Source organism: Acidobacteriota bacterium, from assembly GCA_016196065.1.
Lineage (GTDB): Bacteria > Acidobacteriota > Terriglobia > Terriglobales > Acidobacteriaceae > Acidiflorens.
This window is the reverse complement of record JACPYL010000012.1, coordinates 442,091-462,209: the sequence shown is the minus strand read 5'-3', so window position 1 is coordinate 462,209 and position 20,119 is coordinate 442,091. Positions and strand designations below refer to the sequence as shown.

General features: G+C 57.4%; 19 protein-coding genes. 5 read left to right on the top strand and 14 right to left on the bottom strand.

Annotation, left to right across the window (positions count from 1 at the left end):
• Positions 1–56 precede the first annotated feature (56 nt).
• Entirely contained in the window at positions 57–533 is a 477-nt protein-coding gene (ispF, locus tag HY010_14220; GenBank protein ID MBI3476885.1) for a 2-C-methyl-D-erythritol 2,4-cyclodiphosphate synthase, read from the top strand.
• 38 nt (positions 534–571) lie between these two features.
• On the opposite strand, the gene HY010_14215 is transcribed toward ispF, so the two are convergent.
• The 4 genes from HY010_14215 to HY010_14200 all read right to left on the bottom strand — a co-directional run bounded on the left by HY010_14215 (position 572) and on the right by HY010_14200 (position 6,850).
• Complete coding sequence (locus HY010_14215; protein MBI3476884.1) at positions 572–2,749, bottom strand: response regulator; 2,178 nt, start codon at positions 2,747–2,749, stop codon at positions 572–574.
• Positions 2,750–3,022: 273 nt separating this feature from the next.
• Positions 3,023–4,681, bottom strand: coding sequence for a CRTAC1 family protein (locus HY010_14210; protein ID MBI3476883.1), 1,659 nt, complete (start codon positions 4,679–4,681; stop codon positions 3,023–3,025).
• Positions 4,682–4,806: 125 nt separating this feature from the next.
• Positions 4,807–5,436, bottom strand: a complete 630-nt coding sequence (locus HY010_14205; GenBank protein MBI3476882.1) for a response regulator transcription factor — start codon at positions 5,434–5,436, stop codon at positions 4,807–4,809.
• Positions 5,429–6,850 carry a sensor histidine kinase gene (locus HY010_14200; GenBank protein ID MBI3476881.1) on the bottom strand — a complete coding sequence of 474 codons (1,422 nt, stop codon included), beginning with the start codon at positions 6,848–6,850 and terminating at the stop codon, positions 5,429–5,431. Before HY010_14200 ends, HY010_14205 begins: the two co-directional genes overlap by 8 nt.
• Positions 6,851–7,134: 284 nt before the next feature.
• Between HY010_14200 and HY010_14195 the strand changes: the two genes are divergently transcribed.
• The 3 genes from HY010_14195 (at position 7,135) to HY010_14185 (ending at position 8,921) form a co-directional block, all read left to right on the top strand.
• Entirely contained in the window at positions 7,135–7,860 is a 726-nt protein-coding gene (locus HY010_14195; protein MBI3476880.1) for a GAF and ANTAR domain-containing protein, read from the top strand.
• Positions 7,861–7,961: 101 nt separating this feature from the next.
• Positions 7,962–8,462: a DUF3806 domain-containing protein gene (locus HY010_14190; GenBank protein ID MBI3476879.1), complete on the top strand. Its 501-nt coding sequence runs from the start codon at positions 7,962–7,964 to the stop codon at positions 8,460–8,462.
• Between the two features lie 93 nt (positions 8,463–8,555).
• On the top strand, positions 8,556–8,921 hold the full coding sequence (locus HY010_14185; protein MBI3476878.1) for an energy transducer TonB: 366 nt from the start codon (positions 8,556–8,558) through the stop codon (positions 8,919–8,921).
• Between the two features lie 16 nt (positions 8,922–8,937).
• Here the strand turns inward: HY010_14185 and HY010_14180 are convergent, their stop codons facing one another.
• The 9 genes from HY010_14180 to HY010_14140 all read right to left on the bottom strand — a co-directional run bounded on the left by HY010_14180 (position 8,938) and on the right by HY010_14140 (position 17,893).
• Positions 8,938–9,078: a hypothetical protein gene (locus HY010_14180; GenBank protein ID MBI3476877.1), complete on the bottom strand. Its 141-nt coding sequence runs from the start codon at positions 9,076–9,078 to the stop codon at positions 8,938–8,940.
• 386 nt (positions 9,079–9,464) lie between these two features.
• Positions 9,465–9,896 (bottom strand): hypothetical protein, encoded by a 432-nt coding sequence (locus HY010_14175; GenBank protein MBI3476876.1) that lies wholly within the window; start codon positions 9,894–9,896, stop codon positions 9,465–9,467.
• A gap of 328 nt (positions 9,897–10,224) precedes the next feature.
• Entirely contained in the window at positions 10,225–12,180 is a 1,956-nt protein-coding gene (locus HY010_14170) for a DNA primase (protein ID MBI3476875.1), read from the bottom strand.
• Between the two features lie 278 nt (positions 12,181–12,458).
• A complete protein-coding gene (scpB, locus tag HY010_14165; protein MBI3476874.1) occupies positions 12,459–13,193 on the bottom strand; it encodes an SMC-Scp complex subunit ScpB in 735 nt (244 codons plus the stop codon).
• An 85-nt stretch (positions 13,194–13,278) separates the two neighbouring features.
• Entirely contained in the window at positions 13,279–14,112 is an 834-nt protein-coding gene (locus HY010_14160; GenBank protein ID MBI3476873.1) for a segregation/condensation protein A, read from the bottom strand.
• Positions 14,113–14,147: 35 nt separating this feature from the next.
• A complete protein-coding gene (trpS, locus tag HY010_14155) occupies positions 14,148–15,209 on the bottom strand; it encodes a tryptophan--tRNA ligase (protein ID MBI3476872.1) in 1,062 nt (353 codons plus the stop codon).
• Positions 15,210–15,890, bottom strand: a complete 681-nt coding sequence (locus HY010_14150) for a site-2 protease family protein (protein ID MBI3476871.1) — start codon at positions 15,888–15,890, stop codon at positions 15,210–15,212. It lies immediately after the preceding gene.
• 149 nt (positions 15,891–16,039) lie between these two features.
• Complete coding sequence (locus HY010_14145; GenBank protein ID MBI3476870.1) at positions 16,040–17,299, bottom strand: AAA family ATPase; 1,260 nt, start codon at positions 17,297–17,299, stop codon at positions 16,040–16,042.
• Between the two features lie 189 nt (positions 17,300–17,488).
• The gene (locus tag HY010_14140; protein MBI3476869.1) at positions 17,489–17,893 is read right to left on the bottom strand and encodes a PilZ domain-containing protein; all 405 of its coding nucleotides are present in this window, start codon (positions 17,891–17,893) and stop codon (positions 17,489–17,491) included.
• Between the two features lie 233 nt (positions 17,894–18,126).
• On the opposite strand from HY010_14140, the gene HY010_14135 reads away from it, so the two are divergent.
• Positions 18,127–19,446 (top strand): MFS transporter, encoded by a 1,320-nt coding sequence (locus tag HY010_14135; GenBank protein MBI3476868.1) that lies wholly within the window; start codon positions 18,127–18,129, stop codon positions 19,444–19,446.
• Between the two features lie 68 nt (positions 19,447–19,514).
• Here HY010_14135 and HY010_14130 read toward each other — a convergent pair whose 3' ends face one another.
• Positions 19,515–20,099, bottom strand: coding sequence for a hypothetical protein (locus HY010_14130; protein MBI3476867.1), 585 nt, complete (start codon positions 20,097–20,099; stop codon positions 19,515–19,517).
• Positions 20,100–20,119: the final 20 nt, after the last annotated feature.

The following is a 20,119-nucleotide window of genomic DNA, read 5'->3' as shown; positions in this document are numbered from 1 at the left end:
ACATGACGTTTCTGCTTACCACTAATCACCAATCACTCGAATTTATGCAACCTGAAATGCGCATCGGTTTTGGCTGGGACTCGCATGAGTTCAAAGCTGGTATTCCGCTCATGATCGGCGGCCTTTCCCTGCCCTATGACAAGGGCCTGGGCGGCCATTCCGACGGCGACGTCTTGCTGCATGCCATCACGGATGCGCTCTTGGGCGCAATCGCTGGGCCCGATATCGGTTCGCTCTTTCCACCGTCTGATCCGCAATGGAAGGGAGCAGACTCTGCGGTCTTCTTGCGCGAAGCTTTGAAACGGGTGGCAGAGGCGGGCTATGCGTTGGTCAATCTGGATTCCACGTTGATCCTGGCCGCACCGAAGATTGGCCCACACGCAGGCGCACTGCGAAAGCATGTGTCGGAGTTATGCGGAATTCCCGGAGACTGCGTAGGGATCAAAGCAAAAACGCCTGAAGGCATCGGGACGGACAACGCGGCGATTGCGCAGGTTGCGGTATTGCTGCAGCGACTAGATTCGGTTGGATAGTCGAGAGCTGCCAGCTCTCAGTTGCGGTTCAAGCCGGCTTACTTCTTAGACAGCTGCTTGGCAATCTCTTCGACAATCTTCGGACGCAAATCAGCCAGCACGCTATCGACGATGCTGGCGATGTTACTGGCTTCAGATCCGTTCTCCGCCGAGGCTGCAGCGGCCATGGTCTTGGGCGCTTCTTCGGATTGCTTCGCTGCTTCGACAGCATCGTTTGCCGCCGGCGCTCCAGAGCGGATTTGATGCCAGTTGGACTTTCCGCCCTTGCCCTTCGTTTCCTTACCCATGGCTTCCTCTCCCCCCGGACCGTTTTCTGAAATGGAATCTTCGTGGTGCGTGTTTGCCACTGCCGAACCGTTGTGCTCGGATGCGGCGACCGCCGCGACAGCCTGATCGTCCTCGCCTTTGCGTTCGTTCTTGTCTTCGTCTTCGCGATTGGCGCTCACCGCATCCGCGAAGGTAGTGGCTTCGACGGGTTCTTGCGCGGCGTCTTCCTGTTTCGCGGGCGCCTCAACCTGCTCCTGCACCGTAGAAGCCACGGCGTTCCCGGCTGCGGTCGTCGCCGGATTTTCCTCCACCGCTGTGGGGGCGGCTTCGACCGCCATCTCAGCAGGAGCTTCACTGGCTGGAGTTGCTGCGGCTGGCTGACCGCTTCCCTGCGAAAACGTGCGGAACATCTCGGCTTCGAGTGATGCTGCTTCTTCTTCCGGACTGAGCGACACAGACTCTGCGACCCAGTGGCCGCTCGCTCCCCGCGAGAGTTCATCGGCCAGCGCTGCCCCCGCTTCCGCCAAGGTTTGCGGCACAGATGGGCTTTGCGACGGCGTCAGAAGCCGTAAGGCTTCCGCCAATTCCTCAGCGCTGGGCGACGATGCGTCTGCGCTGCCAGTTTCGGCAGCAGCGGGCGCGATCGCCGGAACGGATTCGTCGATGCGGGATGAGTCTTCCGCCTTCGCGCTCTCGTCGGTCTGGCTTGCCACTGCTGCTTCGGAAACCGTCTCTACAGCAGGTATTTCAACGACCGGTGTGGATGATTCGTGCGCGGCGGCTTCCGTAGGGACTTCGGCGGACTCGGCTGGCGGTGTTGCGTCGACGGCCGATGCAAACTTCGGCTCGTCATCGCGATCGATCGGAGCGGGTTCCTGTGCAACAGCAGCTTCGGTCTGGTAAACCACTTCGGGAGCAGGCACCTCAGTGGGCGCAGCCTCAGCTACCGGCGCCGGCGTTTCTACTGCAGGCGCGACACTCTCGGTGGCAACAGTTTCGGTTTCGCTCCTGGCAGCTTCCGCAGCGGGCGCGACAACTTCGAGTTCCTTAGTGACTTCCGGAGCGGCGACTGCAAATTCAGGTTCGGTCTTTGCTGCCGGAGCTGTATCCGCAGCTTCTTGCTGGGCTACTGCTTCCGGAGCTTGCGCGGAGGCGGACTCGGACGGGCCAATTTTTTCGCCGATCGGCGCCACTTGTTCTGGCGCGGGAACTCCGTCAAGTTTCGCGACCAGTTCGCTGAGCGCGTCCAATTCTTCGGGCGTGATGTCGCGTGGAATGTCGGGCACCAGGCCGGGTTCCTGATTCGCGGCGGGCGCCGTGCTGAGCGGGAAAGGAGAACTGCCGGCGGGAGCCTTGCCATTGCCTCGCCGAAAATCGCGGAAGCTCGATGGTGTAACGAAATCGGGTTCGGGCTCTGGTTCTGGTTCTTCCTTCTTTTTCTTGGAAGGAAACCGGAGACGATTCTTCCATCCGCTATCGGTGTCCTCTTCGGATTTCCTGGCTGAGGGATCACTACCACTGAAACGCTCGACGCCCGAAACCGATCCGCTGAATCGCGAGCCGTCCGACTGGGCAGGAACCATGCGATCTTCCAGGCGCGTTAATGCACTGAGAAGTTCGCTGGCTTCGAAGGGCTTTACGATGAAAGCGTCAGCGCGGACGCGGGTAGCTTCCTCGGGCTTAAAAGGCTCCAACTTACCTACGGTCAACAGGATAGGGATACGGGCGGTCTCAGGCGCGTCCTTAAGGCGGACACATACTTCCAGGCCACTGTAGCCGGGCATGTAGACGTCCAGCACGATGAGGTCTGGCTTCTGCTCGGCAACCCTCTTTAGGGCCGCAGATCCGTTGTTCACCGTGACGACGTCGTACCCGGCGTCAGTCAGGATCTTTCGGCCCATGTTCTGGGCTGTAACGCTGTCATCGGCGAGCAGTATCTTCCGCGCCAAGTGTTCGTCCTTTGATGAAAGGAGAGATAACGCGAAAGTACCTTGTCCACTATCCCAAGTCAATGACTGGTAAGCAGGTAACAGGTTACGACCGTTCTAGTCTGTTAGGGGAAAACAAGCATTTCGAATCAGAAAGGGGCAAAAAAGAACCCGGCGGCATTGCGGATGCCGCCGGGTGGATCTTTCTCAAAGCGCGTGTGGGGTGCTATGAGAGCGATGCGAATTGAATGTAATCTAGCGAGATCGCAGAAATGGCACAATACTGTAAAAATACTAGAAATTGGAGAGAGTTGTAACGCCTTTGGATTCAACGCATTGATATGAGGTTCCGCCCTTCCAATTGCGGAATTCTTCGACCCGTCCGTTTGGCCATTGCACGACAATTCTCTCGGCCTGATCTCGCCGGCCCAAGCCAAAGGTCAGGGGTAATTCTGATTGCGACAAGTAGCTGGATCCGCTCTTCACCATTCTCGTTTGTGTGACGCCGCCGCTCTCGAGACGCACGATCGCTCCGATCGCGTCGCGATTGGATTGGGTACCGACCAGGCGCAACCGCAGACTCAGATTTGCGCTCTTTGCATCGCCGGCACGATCGTTGCGGAAAAGATATGCGGGGCCATTGTTAGTGGTGAGGAGAAGATCGACGTCGCCATCGCCATCGAAATCTCCATAGGCAAGGCCACGTCCGACTTTCGGTTGACTGAAATCAGAACCCACTTCCACCGTGGCATCGCGAAAAATTCCCTTGCCTTGATTCACAAAAAGTTGCGGAGGCTGCGCGTATCCGACGTTGCCGCGAATGTTTCTAACGGTTTCATCGATGTGTCCATTGGCGAGCGCGAGATCGAGCGCTCCGTCGAGATCGAAATCCGCGAATACGCATCCGAAGCCCAGCATGTTCTTGGTGGGTGATCCGACGCCGGCTGGAACGGCAATGTCGTCATAGGATCCCTTGCCGTTGGCGCGGAAGAGTCCGAGCATTTCGTTATCGAAGTTTGTGATGGCGATGCCCTGCACGCCGCTGTTGGTAAAATCGGCGGCGTCAACTCCCATGCCGGCGCGGGCTTTGCCGTCCGTGCTGAAAGCAACGCCGGCGTCGACGGCGACTTCCTTGAACGTCCCATTGCGATTGTTGCGATAGAGCTTGTTGGGCTGCGTGTCGTTGGCGACGACCAGATCAGGCCAGCCGTCCTGGTCGTAATCGAGCAGCGCAACACCGAGTGATTTCGAACTGCTGTCGAAAATTCCGCTGGTTGCGGTGACATCTTCGAACGTGCCGTCGCCGCGATTGTGGAAGAGCCAACAGGTTTGTCCGCGATAGGCTTCGGGCGTGCAGTAGGACTTGTGCTTGCCGTCGAGACTGCAAAACACGTCGTGGTCGGCGGACCACTTCACATAGTTGCAGACGAACAGATCAAGATGGCCATCGCGATCGTAGTCAAACCAGAGCGCCGACGTGCTGAACGCCAGGCGGTTCCCGAGGCCCGAGGATTTCGTGACATCGACGAATGTGCCTTTCCCGGTATTTCGAAAAAGCCGGTTCTGGCCGACGCAGGTGACGAGGATGTCGGGAAAACCGTCGTTGTTGTAGTCGCCGACCGCAACGCCCATTCCGTAAAGATCCGGAGCGTCGAGGCCGGCGGCATGCGTCACGTCGGTGAACGTGCCGTTGCGGTTGTTGCGGTAGAGCTGCAGCGTCGGCCGCGCCGTGCCATGCCCGGGCCAGTCGGTGCCGTTGACGAGGAGAATGTCCTGCCAGCCGTCGCCGTCGTAGTCAAAGAAGGCGCAGCCCGAGCCGAGAGTCTCAGGCAGGAACTTTCCTCCGAACGCGCCGCTGTGATGGCGGAAGCGGATGCCGGCGGAGTTCGTGACGTCGGTCAGGTGAAAGGGCAGGCGAGGCGGATCGGCCGCCCAGAGCGAGCGCGGAGCCAAGGCCGCAGCAGCTAGTCCGGTGAGGCCGTAAAGAAAAGTGCGGCGATCTAATTCGCGTCCCGAGGCGAAGGCAAGTTGCCCTCGCGACTGCCGGCGGGTCGCCGGCGCTACACTTTGTCGGCGCTTCACGGGATGTTCACCAGCCCGTTGCGGATGGCGTAGACGACCAGTTCCGCGGTTTTATGAATGCCGAGGGCGTCCATGATATTGGCGCGATGCACGGCGATGGTGTTGGCGCTCAGGCCAAGTTGATCCGCAATTTCTTTGTTGGATTTACCTTCCACGATCAACTGAAGCACTTCAAGCTCACGCGGGGTAAGCGCGGCGTTGCGCTCGCCTTTCAAGGCAGCCGGCCGCGATACCGCGGGGTCAAGCACAGTTTCTCCAGCGGCTACTTTGCGGATGGCGACGGGGAGTTCGAGTTCCATCGCACTTTTGAGGATGTATCCGCGAGCGCCGGCGTCGAGCGCCTGGCGCACCCAGGTTTCTTCGGAATGCATGCTCAGCATCAGGATGGCGACGTCGGGCGAGGCTTCGAGAATGCGGCGAGCAGCTACCAGTCCGCTGATGCCCGGGAGCGCACAGTCCATCACGATCACTTGCGGCTTGAGTTGCCCGGCGACTTTGACGGCGTCGAGGCCGTCGCCGGATTCTCCCACCACGACAATGTCGGATTCGTCTTCGAGCAGGCGGCGAAAGCCCTGCCGAACCATGGCGTGATCGTCGACCAACAGCACTGAAATCTTGTCAGGCATGTGTTTCAAGCGCCTCCCGAGGGACACGCAACCTTACCAGTGTGCCGCCTGTCGCAGGTTGTAGAAATTCAATGGTACCGTTCACAAGTTGAGCGCGCTCGCGCATCGCCACCAGTCCAATGCCGGGACGGCCGCTGGCGGGGGCAAATCCCGTGCCGTGATCTTCGACTTCCACTTCGAGTAAGGCAGGGGCTAAAGCCCCCTGTCTGTCGGGTGGTGGCGGCGGCGCGGCTGAAGCAATGCCCTCCCGCAAGGCGCCAGGAGATTCGTTCAGAAAGCGGAGGCGCACCCATGCCTGCTTCGATCCGGAATGTCTCGTCACGTTGTTCAGGGCTTCCTGCACGATTCTGTAGATATGCACCGCCGCCGCGCTCGAAAGTGGAAATGCTTCGCCTGACTTTTCATAGGATAAGGCAATGCCGGTCTGGCGTTCCACGGTCGGGAGATACCAGTCGAGAGTTGTTTCGAGGCCCGCTTCGTCGAGCATTACGGGATGCAACGCCTGCGATAGGCTGCGCACGGTATTCAGGGTGTTCTGGGCAATCTCGCGCACTTCATGCAACTCCACGCGCAAGGGAGATCCTTCGGGCGTATGTTTTTCGGCACGCCCCAGCATGGAACCAACCGCGGTGAGAATCTGTCCGAACTCGTCATGCAGCTCTCGCGAGACATAACGCAAAGTGGATTCCTGCGTAGCAATAAGTTTTTGCGCCAGGTCGCGGCGCTGCGCCGACAGTGCAGCGAGTTGTGCAAATAATCTGCGGTTGGAGCGCATCAGGTACAAACTGGTCAGCACGATGGCAATCAGAGTCGCAGCGAGAAAAACATACACCTGACGCTGCACGCGATCGTAAATCGCCGAGGTGCGCGCGGCGACCTGCTCCTCGTACTCGTTATTCTGCACGAGCAGGCGGGCGACGGCTGTGCTCAACGCTGCTTGACGGGCCTGTAACGAGACGCGAATTTCGGAGCGTGCTTCGTCCTGCTTGCCATTTTGCGCGAGGACAAAGGTGCGATCGGCAGCGTCCCAGAATTGCGCGAGCGCGGAGCGCAAAAACTCGCGTTGCTCCGGCGATCGCTCCACGAGTGCAACCTGTTCTTCACGCCGCAGAGCGTCATCGAGATCGGCGTGGATGCGCTGAAATTGTGTTGACCAGGCAGAGAGCGGGTAGGGCTCGTCGGCGTCCAGCATGTCACGCATCGCGAGCGCGAGAGAGTTCAGATCATTCTGGACGCGCAGCAGTTGGAGTGAATCTTTGCGGTTGCGGTCTGCAAGGTCGCTCTGCAGCTGACGCAGGCCCTTGATCTGCCAAACGATGTATGCCGAATACGCGACCACCGCCGCCAGCGTGAGCACCAGGCCGAGGAGAAGCCCGGCGGTTGGAGAACGCTGCGGCTGAGATGATGGTGGCACCTGCTGAGGATACGATGTCGAGTGGAGAACTGCCAACGGCTGGGAGAATCCAGATCCAAATGCTGACGCGGTTGGCCGCGTTTTCTGTGCACGCGGTGAGATGCGGCAAGCCGCGTCCCTACGTGCAGAATTTTGCAGCTCCCCAAATTTCTTCTAACAGCACATGGATGCGGATATGAACTAAAACGATTCAGTAAGCAAGTCACTTTGTCGCCGGAAAATGTTTATCGCACGCATCAGAATTTGGAATTAGACATCTTCCCGGCTTGACCCTACGTTAGATCATGTCCACTTTTATGTCTGTTGAGGATTCAAACGTTGATTTATTGCACGAGATTGGCGTCCGGCTGGCAACGGCGGACGAGTTCCATGAAGTGCTTGGCCGGGTTGTGGAATTTGCTTCTGCACTGGTGAAATGCGATTCCTGCCTGATTTACGTACTGGAAGGCGAGGAATTGGTGTTACGGGCTTCGAAAAATCCGCACCCCGAGATCGTGGATCGCCTGAAACTCCGCGTTGGAGAGGGCATTACAGGTTGGGTAGCGCAGCATCAGGAGGCAGTCGCTGTACCCGAAAAGGCGGCACAAGATCCACGCTTTCAGTTCTTCAACGAACTCCCCGAAGATAATTACGAAGCGTTCCTTTCCGTGCCGCTGATGTGCAGGGGACGCGTCGTAGGAGTGATCAACCTGCAGCATCGTCTGCCCCACGTCTATAAACCAAAACAGATCCGGCTGATCTCAACGATTGGATTCCTGGTGGGAGCGGAGATCGAACTCGCCCGCCTGGAAGCTGCTAACAATGATCTCTCCGAACAATTGCAGACACGGAAAGTAGTCGAACGCGCGAAAGGGATCCTGCAGCGCGATTTCGGAATGAGCGAGGAACAAGCCTACCTGGCGTTACAGCGGCAGAGCCGGCAGAAACGCAAAGCGATGAAAGAACTTGCGGAGGCGATCGTACTGAGCGACGAAGTCAAGGGGGACGTCGCTATTCCGGACCAGTCGTAGGCAAACTCACCACGCGAACCTTTCGGATAGGGTTTTGAGAGTGAAAACTCATTCTCTCTTGTCCCCACCAAAATCGTCCGTTAGTGGTAGGCTGCTAGCCGATGAAACCGCTGATACTGTGGGCAATTCTGAGTGGGGCGGGTTTTCTCTTCGGCCAGTCTTCCCACGACCGTGCACCTGAACCAAAATTCTCAGAGCTGTCTCATGCCGACAGCGAACGACTGGATCAGCAGAGAGCGCTCGTTGCGGCTGCGGCGAAACGGAGATACGGGACCACGGCACTCAGCAGGACGAAAAGAGACTTGCCGATCTTACAGCGGCTAATCGATGACAAGGTTTTCAAGAAATCTCAGACCTACGAATTGCAGAGCTTAGGCGTAGTGTTCGGTGATGTATTGGCCAGCGAACTTCCTTTGCGGTGGGTCATGATTACAGATGAGTTCGGTACTGACCCCACCCTGCGCTTCAAGAATACGAGCACAAATATTAATGTGCTTACGATGATCTCCAAGCGTGTAGAAAGAGATGAGCCAGTGGACGTTTCCTTGTTAGTGCAGAAAAACCGTGAAACGCTCTCAGAAGCTGAGAAGAGGTTTCGCTGATCTTTGCAAGCCCTGCGATGTCATTCTGCCCGAGAAGCGCACCTGAGCAAGTGTCCGGGAACTTCTACCGTCCGTTTGGTGTCATCAGTACCAGTGAGCAAATTCCGACAATCTTTGACTGCGTTGCTGTTTCTGCTTTCTCCTCTCATGGCTCAGGAGCATGCAACCAAGCGTGTCGCCAAGATCATCTGCACGCCTCCCAGTATGAAGGTGCTGAAAATGGTGCGTCCAACTTTCCCACCAGACGCAAAGGCAAAGGACATCTTTGGCAAGGTATCGGTCGAAGCAGAAATCGACAAAGAGGGACGACCGACGGCCGTTCGAGTTCTGAAGGGTGATCCAGTGCTTAGTGCAGCGGTGATAGAGACGGTAAAGCAATGGCGCTGGAAGCCCCTAAAGCTCAACGGACAGGCTGTTGAAGCATCAACTACGATTGTCGTCAATTTTGAACCGCGATAATTAGCGCAGCCAGAAGTTAGGCACGAACTACGGGCCGCCACGTTAACAACAAAATGAGGCCGACTGCAAAAGCGGCATCGACTACCCACAACGGGCCATTGAAGTAGTACAAAACAAGTCCCCACATTCCGACTGACGTCGCACTTGCGAGACGCATGACATTTCCGGCTTGCCATCGAGCAAAAGGTGTCGATTTCGCAGAGGGCCGCTGAGGTTTAGCTGCGGCGCGGTCCATTCTACGCTGGAATGTGAACCCCGACGCAGCGGACCAGATTGCCATGATCATCACAAAAAGTTGCACGAGCTTGATTTCCCGACCCGCGGGTTCGAGACTGCCAAGCACACCAGAATGCAGGAGGACAATGCATACGATAAGAAACGAGATGCAACCAGCTTGGACGAACCGAAGCTGTCTTTGAGCTTTGTCCATTTCCTCGAGATTGTACCGATTCCCCGGCGGGAAGTTGACGCAATCAGTCGGGAATCAAGTCAGAAGGCGAGAGCAGATTCGCGCAGTGAATCTGCTCTCGGATTGACCAGCGATTAGCGGAGGTGTGTGGGAACCGAGGTATCGCTGGCCAAAGCCAATTCTTTTTCCGTGCCTTCGGAGGGCACGGTGAAATGCAAAACAGTTTCAAACTGCGGTAAGTCCAGTATGCTGACGTAACTCTTGCCTGCTCTGGATACCATGACGAGACGGTTGGCATCGTCAAATTTCGACGCTCCCACATCGGTCACCATGATGAGGAAGCCGCCCCGGGCGCTGACATTCTGCAGCGTCAACAATGCGGCTGGACCTTTCGGCTCCAGAGAAAATCTGTAAGTTCCCGCCGGGACCACCGTGTTCTGCCAGATCACTTCATGCGACAGAGTGAAAGAACCGTTTCCCGACTGCGCGGAAGCGGTGCCGGAGAGAACGCTGAGACTACCTACGGCGAAGACAACAAGAGCAGCGAGTTTGCGAAACGATTTCATGGAATCTCCTGTAATGGAATGCTGTGAGCACACGTTCGTCGCGGTACCAAATGGCGCGCACTCAGTTTTTGAAGAGACCAACGAGGTCAGGAGATTTGCCGTGCAGCAAACGGGGCTGGCAGAGCAAAAGCAGCTTCGCAGAGGCTGCTGACTGTGCAGGTTGCGAAGTGAGATCACTATGCCGGATGCGCCGGGAAGAGTCCAATTCAAAAAATCTATGTTGATGATCGGCGCTAAGTTGCGGATAACAAATCGCTGATAGCGGACTGGGCGTTCATAATGGGGCGGCTAGGACGCGGCCCCGGGACTGCCGGGCGCTACAAAATCTCTAGAACGGCGCGGGGGGCGGGCTATTTTCGGCAACGCTCGGGTCCATCAGGGCGCGCTTCAAACGAACTCGTTCCTGCAGCAATGCCTGCATTTCTTCCATCTGCCGGCCGGAGCGCTGGAGTTCCTGCTGGACCTGCTCGAGCCGCCGGCGCAAGTGAATCCGCCGCAGAGCCCGCACGGCGCCCTCCAGATTTTCGGGCGTGAGTTCTTCGTCTTCATCCATCAGGATCGACGCCAGCAAACGACGGTCCGCCTCGGTGGGAGCAAGGTCCATGACGTCCTGCGTTTCGGGACCTGCCTGTAGAAGCGCTTCCAGCAGCGGCTGCGAGGACATTCCTTGATGGAGATGTTCCGCTTGCAAAACATATTGCGCCTGCCGCGCTGGATCGAATTCTTCGTCGGTACCCTCGCGAGCCGAAGTGCGTGACGATCCTGGAGACATTTGCGTAGCTGACGAAAGCGCACGAATCAGGACACGTTCCGCTCCAGTGATCTGCGCGTCGACGGGCGCTTTTACCTGCGCGGCTGACCGCGTGCCGGCGGCATGTTTCAGTTCCTGGCGCAGAACTCCTGAATCGATGCCAAGTTTTTGGGAAATTTCCGCCGCCAGCTCATCCCGGATAATTCGATTGGGAACACGTTGGATATGGGGAAGCAGATAGTTAACCGCTTTAACTTTGCCTTCGCCCGTGCGGGCCGGAAATTGCGCGCGAGCGCGCTCAATCAGGTAATCGAAATAACGTTGCGAGTGTTTCAGGGCTTCGGCGTAAGCGTCGCGGCCTTTTCGCCGAATGTAAAGGTCAGGATCGAATCCGGTCTCGAGCGTCAGCACCTTGATATTGAATTCTTCTTCCGTGAGCAGGCCAAGCGTGCGTTCGGTGGCGCGGGCTCCGGCCGTGTCGGGATCGAAATTGACGACGACGTTTTTTGAAAATCGTCCCAGCAATTTTGCCTGCAGCTCTGTGAAGGCAGTGCCGGACGAAGCGATCACGTTGTGGAACCCGGCCTCGGAAACGGAGATGCAGTCCATCTGCCCTTCGACCAGGATCGCGTATTCCAGTTTGCGAATCGCTTCCTTTGCATGGTCAAGGTTGAAGAGCACACGAGACTTGGAATAGATGGGCGTCTCGGGGGAATTCAGATATTTTGGTCCGGCTTTTTCGTCAGTCGCGAGAGTCCGCCCGGTGAACGCGATGACTTTCCCCTGATCGTTGGCAATCGGGAACATGACGCGATTGCGGAATTTGGAGTAGATGGCTTCGGGCTGCGAGCTACGGGCTGCGGGCTTGGAACTCTCCGGTCCGGCGCCTGCTTTGCCGGGACTACCTGCTTTTGACTTGTCATCCTGAGCGGAGCGAAGCACCTGCTGTTCGCCCTCTGTGTGCTTCCACGAGAAAAGGCCGCTCTCGCGCAACAGTGCTTCATCGAATTCACGCCGCAACGCATCGCGGAGTAAAAAACCGGAATCCGGGGCGTAACCAATCTTGAATGTGGCGATGGTATCGGCAGTCAACCCGCGGCTTTTCAAATATTCGCGCGCCGTCGCTCCCTCAGGACGCCGCAAACATTCCTGAAAGAACGTTGTCGCGCGCTCGTGAATGTCGAGCAGGGCCATGCGAATCTTCGCTTCGTGCGCTTCCTGCGGGCTGGAGAACGCCACTTTCGGCATGGGCACGCCGAGTTTTTGCGCGATCAGGCGAACGGACTCCGGGAAGGTAATGTTCTCGACTTTTTGGACGAAGCTGAAAACGTCTCCCGAAGCGCCGCATCCAAAACAGTGGTAGAACTGCCGCGAGGCATGCACGGAAAACGATGGCGTCTTCTCGCTGTGAAACGGACACAACCCTGAAAAATTTTGCGCCCCGGCCTTGCGCAGCTTGACGTAGTCGCCGACGATGCGAACGATGTCAGCCTGCTGCTTGAGGCCTTCTTTGAAATTGTTGTCCGAGGTCATGGGCGGCGCGAGCTACTCCTCGTTCATTGTGCGCTTGCGTGGTGCTGAGAGGAATATACAGTCACCAACTAGTTGTGGGAAAGGTGTGGAATACCGGGATCTATTGTTGACGGAGAAGGAAAACGAACGCGGATGACTGGCCGCGCAAATACTAAGAGCTGTCATCCTGAGCGAAGCGAAGGACCTGCTGTCGCGGCCAGTAAGGGAAATCAGGTCCTTCGCTTCGCTCAGGATGACAAATTCTTTAAAAGATGACGAGTCTTCAAAGCGGAAGGGTTCTACGCCGCTGGGTTCGTCTTATCCGCTGCGATTTGTGGCAGGACAATTTCTGCGGTCGTGTCATCGTCGGCAGCCGTGGTTTCAGCGGCTGGCACTTCCATGGCCTCAATCGGCTCCGGAGTGTCGACAGCCGTGCTCTCAACCGGCGCTTCCGTCGGCAAATCGCTCTGGAACGATTCGGCCAGCAATTTTTCGAATTCTTCCATGCTCGGCAATTCGCCAACGTCTTTCAGTCCAAAGCGCAGCAGAAATTCCCGGCTCGTCTTGTACAGGATCGGGCGGCCGATCACGGCTTTGCGTCCGGCAGTGGTGATGAGTTTGCGATCGAGCAGAGTAGCGATGACGCCGTTGGAATCGACACCGCGAATTTCGCTGATTTCCGGGACAGTCACGGGTTGCTTGTAAGCGATCACCGCCAGGGTTTCGAGCGCGGGGAGCGAGAGGCGAATCGGCGGCTTCAGGCTCTTGGCGAAGGCGCGAACCGTATCGTGCTGCTCGGGCTTGGTGGACATACGATATCCGCCGGCGAGCTGGCGCACTTCGATACCGTGATCGGCGCTCGCGTAGTCGGCGGTCAGTTCTTCGAGCGTGGCGCGAACGCGCGATTTCACTTCGTTGTCATCGGCAGCGCCGGCGGCGAGAACTTCGGCCTTCACCAGTTGGACGATGTGGTCCAGCGAAATCGGGGATTCCGTCGCGTAAATGATGGCTTCGAGTTGGGCTTTTAGACTCATAAATTCAGTGGTGAGTGACTAGTGGTGAGTGATTAGCAGAACCGTGGCTTGACGAACTAGCCACTAATCACCATCCACTGCTCTTTTATCTCCAGTCGTCCCTTGTCGCGGCCTGTTCCGTCATCACTTCATCGAAGTGAGCATGCTTGCGAACCAGGACTTCGCCGAAGACATGATCTTGCCGTACCTGAATGGCTTGCAGACGCACCAGTTCCAGCATCGCGAGGAACATGCATACCAGCGCCTGGCGCGACGGCACGTTCCGCAGCATTTGCTTAAGGCGGATCGGACGCGACTCGATCGCGAGCCTGCGATGCAGATACTGAATCATCTGCCCAACCGTTACCGTCTCTTCATTCACTTCGATCATCGGACGGTTGCGGGCGCGGTCCAGAATCTGCTGAAAGGTTTTCACCAGGTCGATGACATCGGCCGCCAGTTCAGGCTCGGTGCCTTCGGCGTCCATGAATTCCTTGAGCGCAGGATTGCTCATTACGGCTTCTTCGATCTGCTGCTTTTGCAGAAGCATCTGCGCGGCTGACTTGAACTTCTCGTGTTCCAGCAACCGATTGACGAGTTCACTGCGCGGATCGTCGACGACACCTGCGGGAGCGAGCGGGTCGCGCGGCAGCAGCATCTTCGACTTGATGTGAATCAGCACCGCTGCCATGTAGATGAATTCCGAGGCAACGTTGACGTCGAGTTCCTTGATGCGCTCCACGTAGACGAGATATTGCGCAGTGATCTTTGCGATCGGGATGTCGTAGATATTGATGTCCTGCTTGCGGATCAGGTCGAGCAGCAGGTCGAGCGGGCCGTCATATACTCCGCCGAGATCGATCGAAAATGGAAAATCATTTTCGTCGCGGTGGGTGCTTTTCGGAGCCGTTGACTCCGGCACCGATGCCGCGTTGGGCACAGGTGCCTGGTCCGATGCGAGTTGGGAAACGTTCGTCACTTCGTTATGCTTTTGCCCTTTGGCTCGTAATGCAACGACATACCCATGGAATCCCGCACCTCGTCCATGGTTTGGGCCGCTACCTGGGCGGCACGCGCCGAGCCGGCTTCAAGAATATCCCACGCGAGGCGCGGATTGTCCTCGTATTTTTTACGACGCTCCTGCATGGGATTGAGCACTTTCACCAGTGCGTCAGCAGCCCAACCCTTGCATTCGATGCAGCCGATGCCCGCGGAACGGCAGCCGACGTTTACCTTTTCCATGGTGGCCTGGTCGCTGAATATCTTGTGCAAGTCTCCGACAGGACAGACATCGGGATTTCCCGGATCAGTGCGCCGAACACGGGCTGGGTCCGTCACCATGGATTTCAGCTTCTGGCGGACCACCGGTTCGGGATCGGTGAGCATGATGGTGTTGCCGTAGGACTTCGACATCTTGCGGCCGTCGGTACCGGGAAGTTTGGGCGTTGGCGTCAGCAAAGCCTTCGGCTCAGGAAAAATCGGGCCCCGCTTGCCTTGATAAAAGCCATTGAAGCGCCGCGCGATCTCCCGTGTGAGCTCAACGTGGGCGACTTGATCCTCGCCCACAGGCACGCCATCCGCTTTGTAGATCAAAATGTCCGCGGACTGAAGAACCGGGTAGCCGAGGAATCCATACGTCCCCAAGTCTTTCTCTTTGATGTTCTCGCGCTGCTCTTTGTAAGTGGGAACGCGCTCCAGCCAACCCAGGGGAGTGATCATCGAAAAGAGTAAGTGCAGTTCCGCATGGGCAGGCACGTGCGACTGGATGAACATCACGCACTTCTCGGGATCGAGTCCGGCCGCCAGCCAATCCAGTAATACGTCGACGGAATTTTCTTTGATGCGCGACGTGTCGGCATAATCGGTGGTCAGCGCGTGCCAGTCGGCGATGAAAAAGAAGCACTCGTACTGGTCTTGCATGCGCACCCAGTTTTCAAGCGCGCCGACGTAGTTGCCGAGGTGAAGTTTGCCCGTAGAGCGCATGCCGCTCAGAACGCGTTTCTTGTTGATTGAAACAGTCTTGTTGGAATCAGTCATTCAGAAACTCACCAGCAACCGGCGATAGAAAATGATGAACGGCCGGATCAGCGCGGAGAGCAGTCCTCCTCCGAGATAGACGAGCGCGAGCAAGCCAAATATTCCAACGCTGTCATACATGCGGCGGATCGGCTCCGACAGGAAATGCCGAACCACATGGCTCCCGTCGAGCGGCGGTACCGGGATCAGGTTGAACACCGCGAGCACGACATTGATGATCATCATCTGATAAGTCAGCAGGACAACAGGATCGAGAAACGAGCCTGACAGTTCGTTGTCTCCGGATGCTACTGATCGCACCAGGTCATGTCCGGTGCCCGATGTTAACGAGATGATCCACAGGATCACGACTGCGCCGGTCGCAACGATGAAATTGCTGACCGGGCCGGCCACGGATGTCAGGATGTCGTCGCGCATAGGATGACGGAAATTCCGCGGATCGACCGGCGTTGGCTTGGCCCATCCCAACAACGGGATGTGGCTGATGGCGGCCACCAGTGGCAGAAGGATCGTCCCAATCGGATCGATGTGCTTGATCGGATTCAGCGTAACTCTACCCAACATGCGCGCCGTCTGGTCGCCGCAACGTGACGCCGTCCAGGCATGCGCGGACTCGTGCACGCTGATAGCGAACAGGAACGCGATCATCTGGAAAGCGATCTCCGGCAGGTTGGACGGCATGTTGAGGATTGATTCTAACAAACATAGGTCAGACCGCAGCGTCAGCTGCGGTCTTCGAGCGGCGAGCTTCGGGCAACCAGTTCGGACCAGCTCGAAGCGCGTAGCTCGAGGCTACCTCTGCAATCTGACCTCTAACCTCTAACCTGGATTTATTGTCCTGCGCGCATGGGCGAGACGATGAGGCGGCCGGCGGGGCGTTTTGTGGCTTCGCCTTTGTCGTGGCCGTAGACAAGCGTGAGGGCGCCGTCAGACGCGGCGGAAGCGCCGGCAAGTTCTCCGGCCAGTCCCTGGTAGGATCGGCCGATTTCGCCGTCCTGCAGTGCGACTGGATTGCCTTTGTCGATAGCCGGGCCAACGACCTGGAAGTTGTTGGGAATCTTCCACAGGACTTTGCAGTTGGTAGCTTTTTCGACGTCTTCGTCGGTGAATCCGGGAATCTTTTTGTAGCGGTTGAGAACAATCCGCAGGCGATCGCGGCCGGAGCCTTCCTGCAGGAAAGTCTGTATCCTACCTGCGCTCCACAGGGAAACTACATCGGTTTGCGCGACCATCAGGACAGCATTGGAAAGATCGCAAACCATCTGCATGGTGGCATCGACGCGGCCGGAGCAATCCACGACCACGAAGTTGTACTGGCTGACCAGCAAGTCGAAAAGTCGGGCCAATTCAGTCGCAGTCGGAACGGCATTGTGCGGCTGCTGCGCACCGGCCAGTAGATGCAGTCCGTTGCGGTAGTGCGTCATCAGGCCTTCGAGCAGCGAAACGTCCATGCGATGCAGGTTCTGCAAGGCATCGATCACGGTGAATTGCGGACGCAGATTCAATTGCAGGGCGGCATGCCCGATGTGGGCCAGGTCGACCAGGACCACGCGTCCGTGAGCCTGCTCAAGGGCAACCGCGGTATTCACGGCGGTGGTGGTGCAACCGACTCCGCCCTTGGCGTTCAGAAACGTAAAGACTCGCGCCTTGCCGGCACTACGCTGCGCGCGGCTCAAGGAAGCGGTGTAGCGGGTAAACGCCTCGATCATCGACTCGCGGTTGGAGCCCCGGTCCAGAAACTCGCGAGCACCCACCCGCATGGCGGAGACAATATTTGCCGGCTGATGCATTTCGCCGACGGCAAAAATGGTGACGTCACCGGCGGCGCCGTGAATCAATTCAATGGCCCGAATGGCACGCTGCGGGTTCTGGGGATCGATATCGACAAGGACAATTTCCGCACGCTGATCGAGAATCTGGCGGAGCACGGAGTCGCTTGGACCCAGCGGAAATCCGACATGGCTGAGCACCGTGCGGGCCATGTGCGTGGTTTCCACCCGGGTGTTCAGCACAACGGATTGTTCGCGGTCCTCGGTGAGGATGGCGACAGCTATTCCGTGCATGAGTCGATTATCGCTGTTCATTGCCATGCTACGAACTTCCTAAACCAACACCAAATGACCTTCGTAATCGAAGGAACCGCCTTTGGGCGAACACGAAGATTGGCAGGGGCACCACACCGGGAATATTCACAGCTACCGAATGCTGCTCTGCAGGTATTGTAAGACAGCTGCCCGGCCTTTGAAAAGCCGCGCCAATAGCCAGAAGAGCAAATTCCTTCAGCGGGAAAACGCGCCCGAACGTTCTCCGTCCGGATCGGCGACCGAAACCCGCACCAGATCCGCCGATGGGGCGCCGTCGAGCGCTGGTAAGTATTGATAGGAATCGAGTTGCACGGCCACGCCAGTCCTGGGGCCGGAATTCGAGTGGTCAGCCCGCAGTACCCGGCCGCGTCCTCGGACTCGCATGCTCTCTCCCAGAGTGATCTCTGACGGCATGGTGAATGTCAGTTCCACGACCGAACCTTCCGCCAGCTGGGCTTCCGTATAAAGAAAGAGCCCGCGCGAACTCACATCCTGGGTGAAACCGGGCACGGCTTTCCCGTCGACATGAAAGGTTACGGGCAAATGCAACTGGAAGCGCTGGCCACTTCGACGCTCGATGCTAACGGGATCAGTGCTCATTCATTCATCCTTCCCGGAGCGGAGTTAGAGGAGGAGCCGCGGAGGTGATCACTGTATCGCGAATCGCGTGGAACGGGAAGTTCCAAGTTGGTGACGTTCCCGGCCTGTGGAAATTTAGCCGGAATGTAAACAATCTTGCCGGCGCCTGATGTTCTCGAATCTGCGTGGCGGTTGCCCGCATCCTTAACTTGTGACAAGGTTTTAGAAGAGTGCCGCAAGCGACGGAACCCAGGATAGAAAAACTCGAGCCTGCCCAATCGCCCCCATCCCGATGGGCGGCCACGTTGCGCGCTTTGCGCCACCGGAATTTTCAGCTCTTCTTTGGTGGACAAATCATCTCCTTGACGGGCACTTGGATGCAGAGCGTTGCCCAGGCGTGGCTTGTCTACAGCATCACCAAGTCGTCGTTTCTTTTAGGGGCAGTTGGGTTCGCCAGCCAGATTCCGGTGTTCCTGCTCGCGCCTCTGGGAGGCGCGGTCGCCGACCGCACGGACCGCCATCGACTCATCATCGCCACCCAGAGTGCGTCGATGGTGTTGGCTGGGATCCTGGCTTGGCTGACGCTGACTGATCGAGTGCTCGTTCCCCACATTTTTGTTCTGGCTGCGTTGTTGGGGGTGGTGAACGCGTTCGACATTCCGGGACGGCAATCGTTTCTCGTCGACATGGTCGGCAAAGAAGACTTGATGAATGCGATCGCGCTCAATTCTTCGATCTTTAATGGCGCGCGGGTGATCGGTCCCACGGTTGCGGCCATCCTGTTGCCGGTGCTGGGGATTGGGTGGTGCTTTGCCGCCAACGCCATCAGCTATGTCGCGGTCATCGCCGGGCTCCTTTTGATGAAGGTGCACTGCGAGCAGCGCACCAGCAAAAATTCGGCGCTGGAAGACATCGTGGAAGGATTTCGCTGGGTGAACGGCGTGAAGGTGATTCGCGCCCTTCTTCTTCTGATTGGCCTCGTCAGTCTCGTTGGCATGCCCTATACCGTGTTAATGCCGGTATTTGCTGACCAGATTCTGCACCGGGGCGCCACTGGACTGGGCATCCTCATGGGCGCCACCGGAGTCGGCGCATTGCTCGGCGCGTTGACGCTGGCCGCCAAAACCGATGTCAAGGGACTCGGCCGATGGGTCGCGATCACCTGCGCAGCTTTTGGAATCAGCATCATCGCGTTTTCGTTCTCTCGCTATTTCTGGCTTTCGGTTGTCTTGCTGCTGCCCGCGGGTTTTTCGATGATGCTGCAGATGGCCTGTTCCAACACGCTGATTCAGACTATGGTTCCGGATCAACTCCGCGGCCGAGTCATGTCGCTGTATTCCATGATGTTCATGGGAATGGCTCCAATCGGCGCGCTATGCGGTGGCGCCCTGGCTCATCGTATGGGTGCTCCCATCACGATTGCTGTCGGAGGAGTTGCCTGCATCAGCGGTGCAATCTGGTTCGGACGCCACCTTCCATCCATGCGGATCGAAGCGCGGCGATTGATCATCGCGCAGGGCATGGCTGGAGGCGAACCCGCCCAGGAACTGAACGCGCAAGCCGTGGAAGACTAACTGATAGTTCGCAGGCAAACGCCTGCTAGCGTCGGCTATCGCTGACCGTCCTAAACACAAGACACCATTCAGCTGGGTTCGGAAGTTCGACAATACAAAGCGATGCAGTCGTCACAAATGCCATGAGTCACGCGAGGTGGTGCCCTTTGCACAAATTCGGGTACCCAGTCCCAGACGTTGGCATGGAGCAGCTTCGTGCGTCGGCATTGAGCGCACATGGTTACCACGTCTCCCGAGCCATAGTCGTAGTCGATTGCGCTGTGAACTCTGTACGGAATCGAGCCCTCTATGAGTACGGTGTGGACGAGGGCCAGTAAGGGCGTCTCGGGGACAGGCGCGATTTTCATGCGATATTTTCGGTACACATTCGGTGTATTACATTCATAGTCGGTGAAAACAACGATGTGCTTTTCACGAGCTTTTTCTAACACCTTGGAATAGTGATATTCCAGCGCGCGGGGAACGTACAAAAGCAGGGCCTGTCCGCGCAGTCGATCTCCCGTCGCTTGTTCAACCCCATTCGCCTTCGCGGCGATGTCCCAGGCTCGATTGCAATAGACCACCCGAAACATTTCGTCCAAAACACAAGTGAGATTCTCGCTCAGGTCAAATTGGCTCTGCCATCGGCTCGATTGTGGTTCAGGAGTACTCATGTCCCATCTCCGATTCAGAA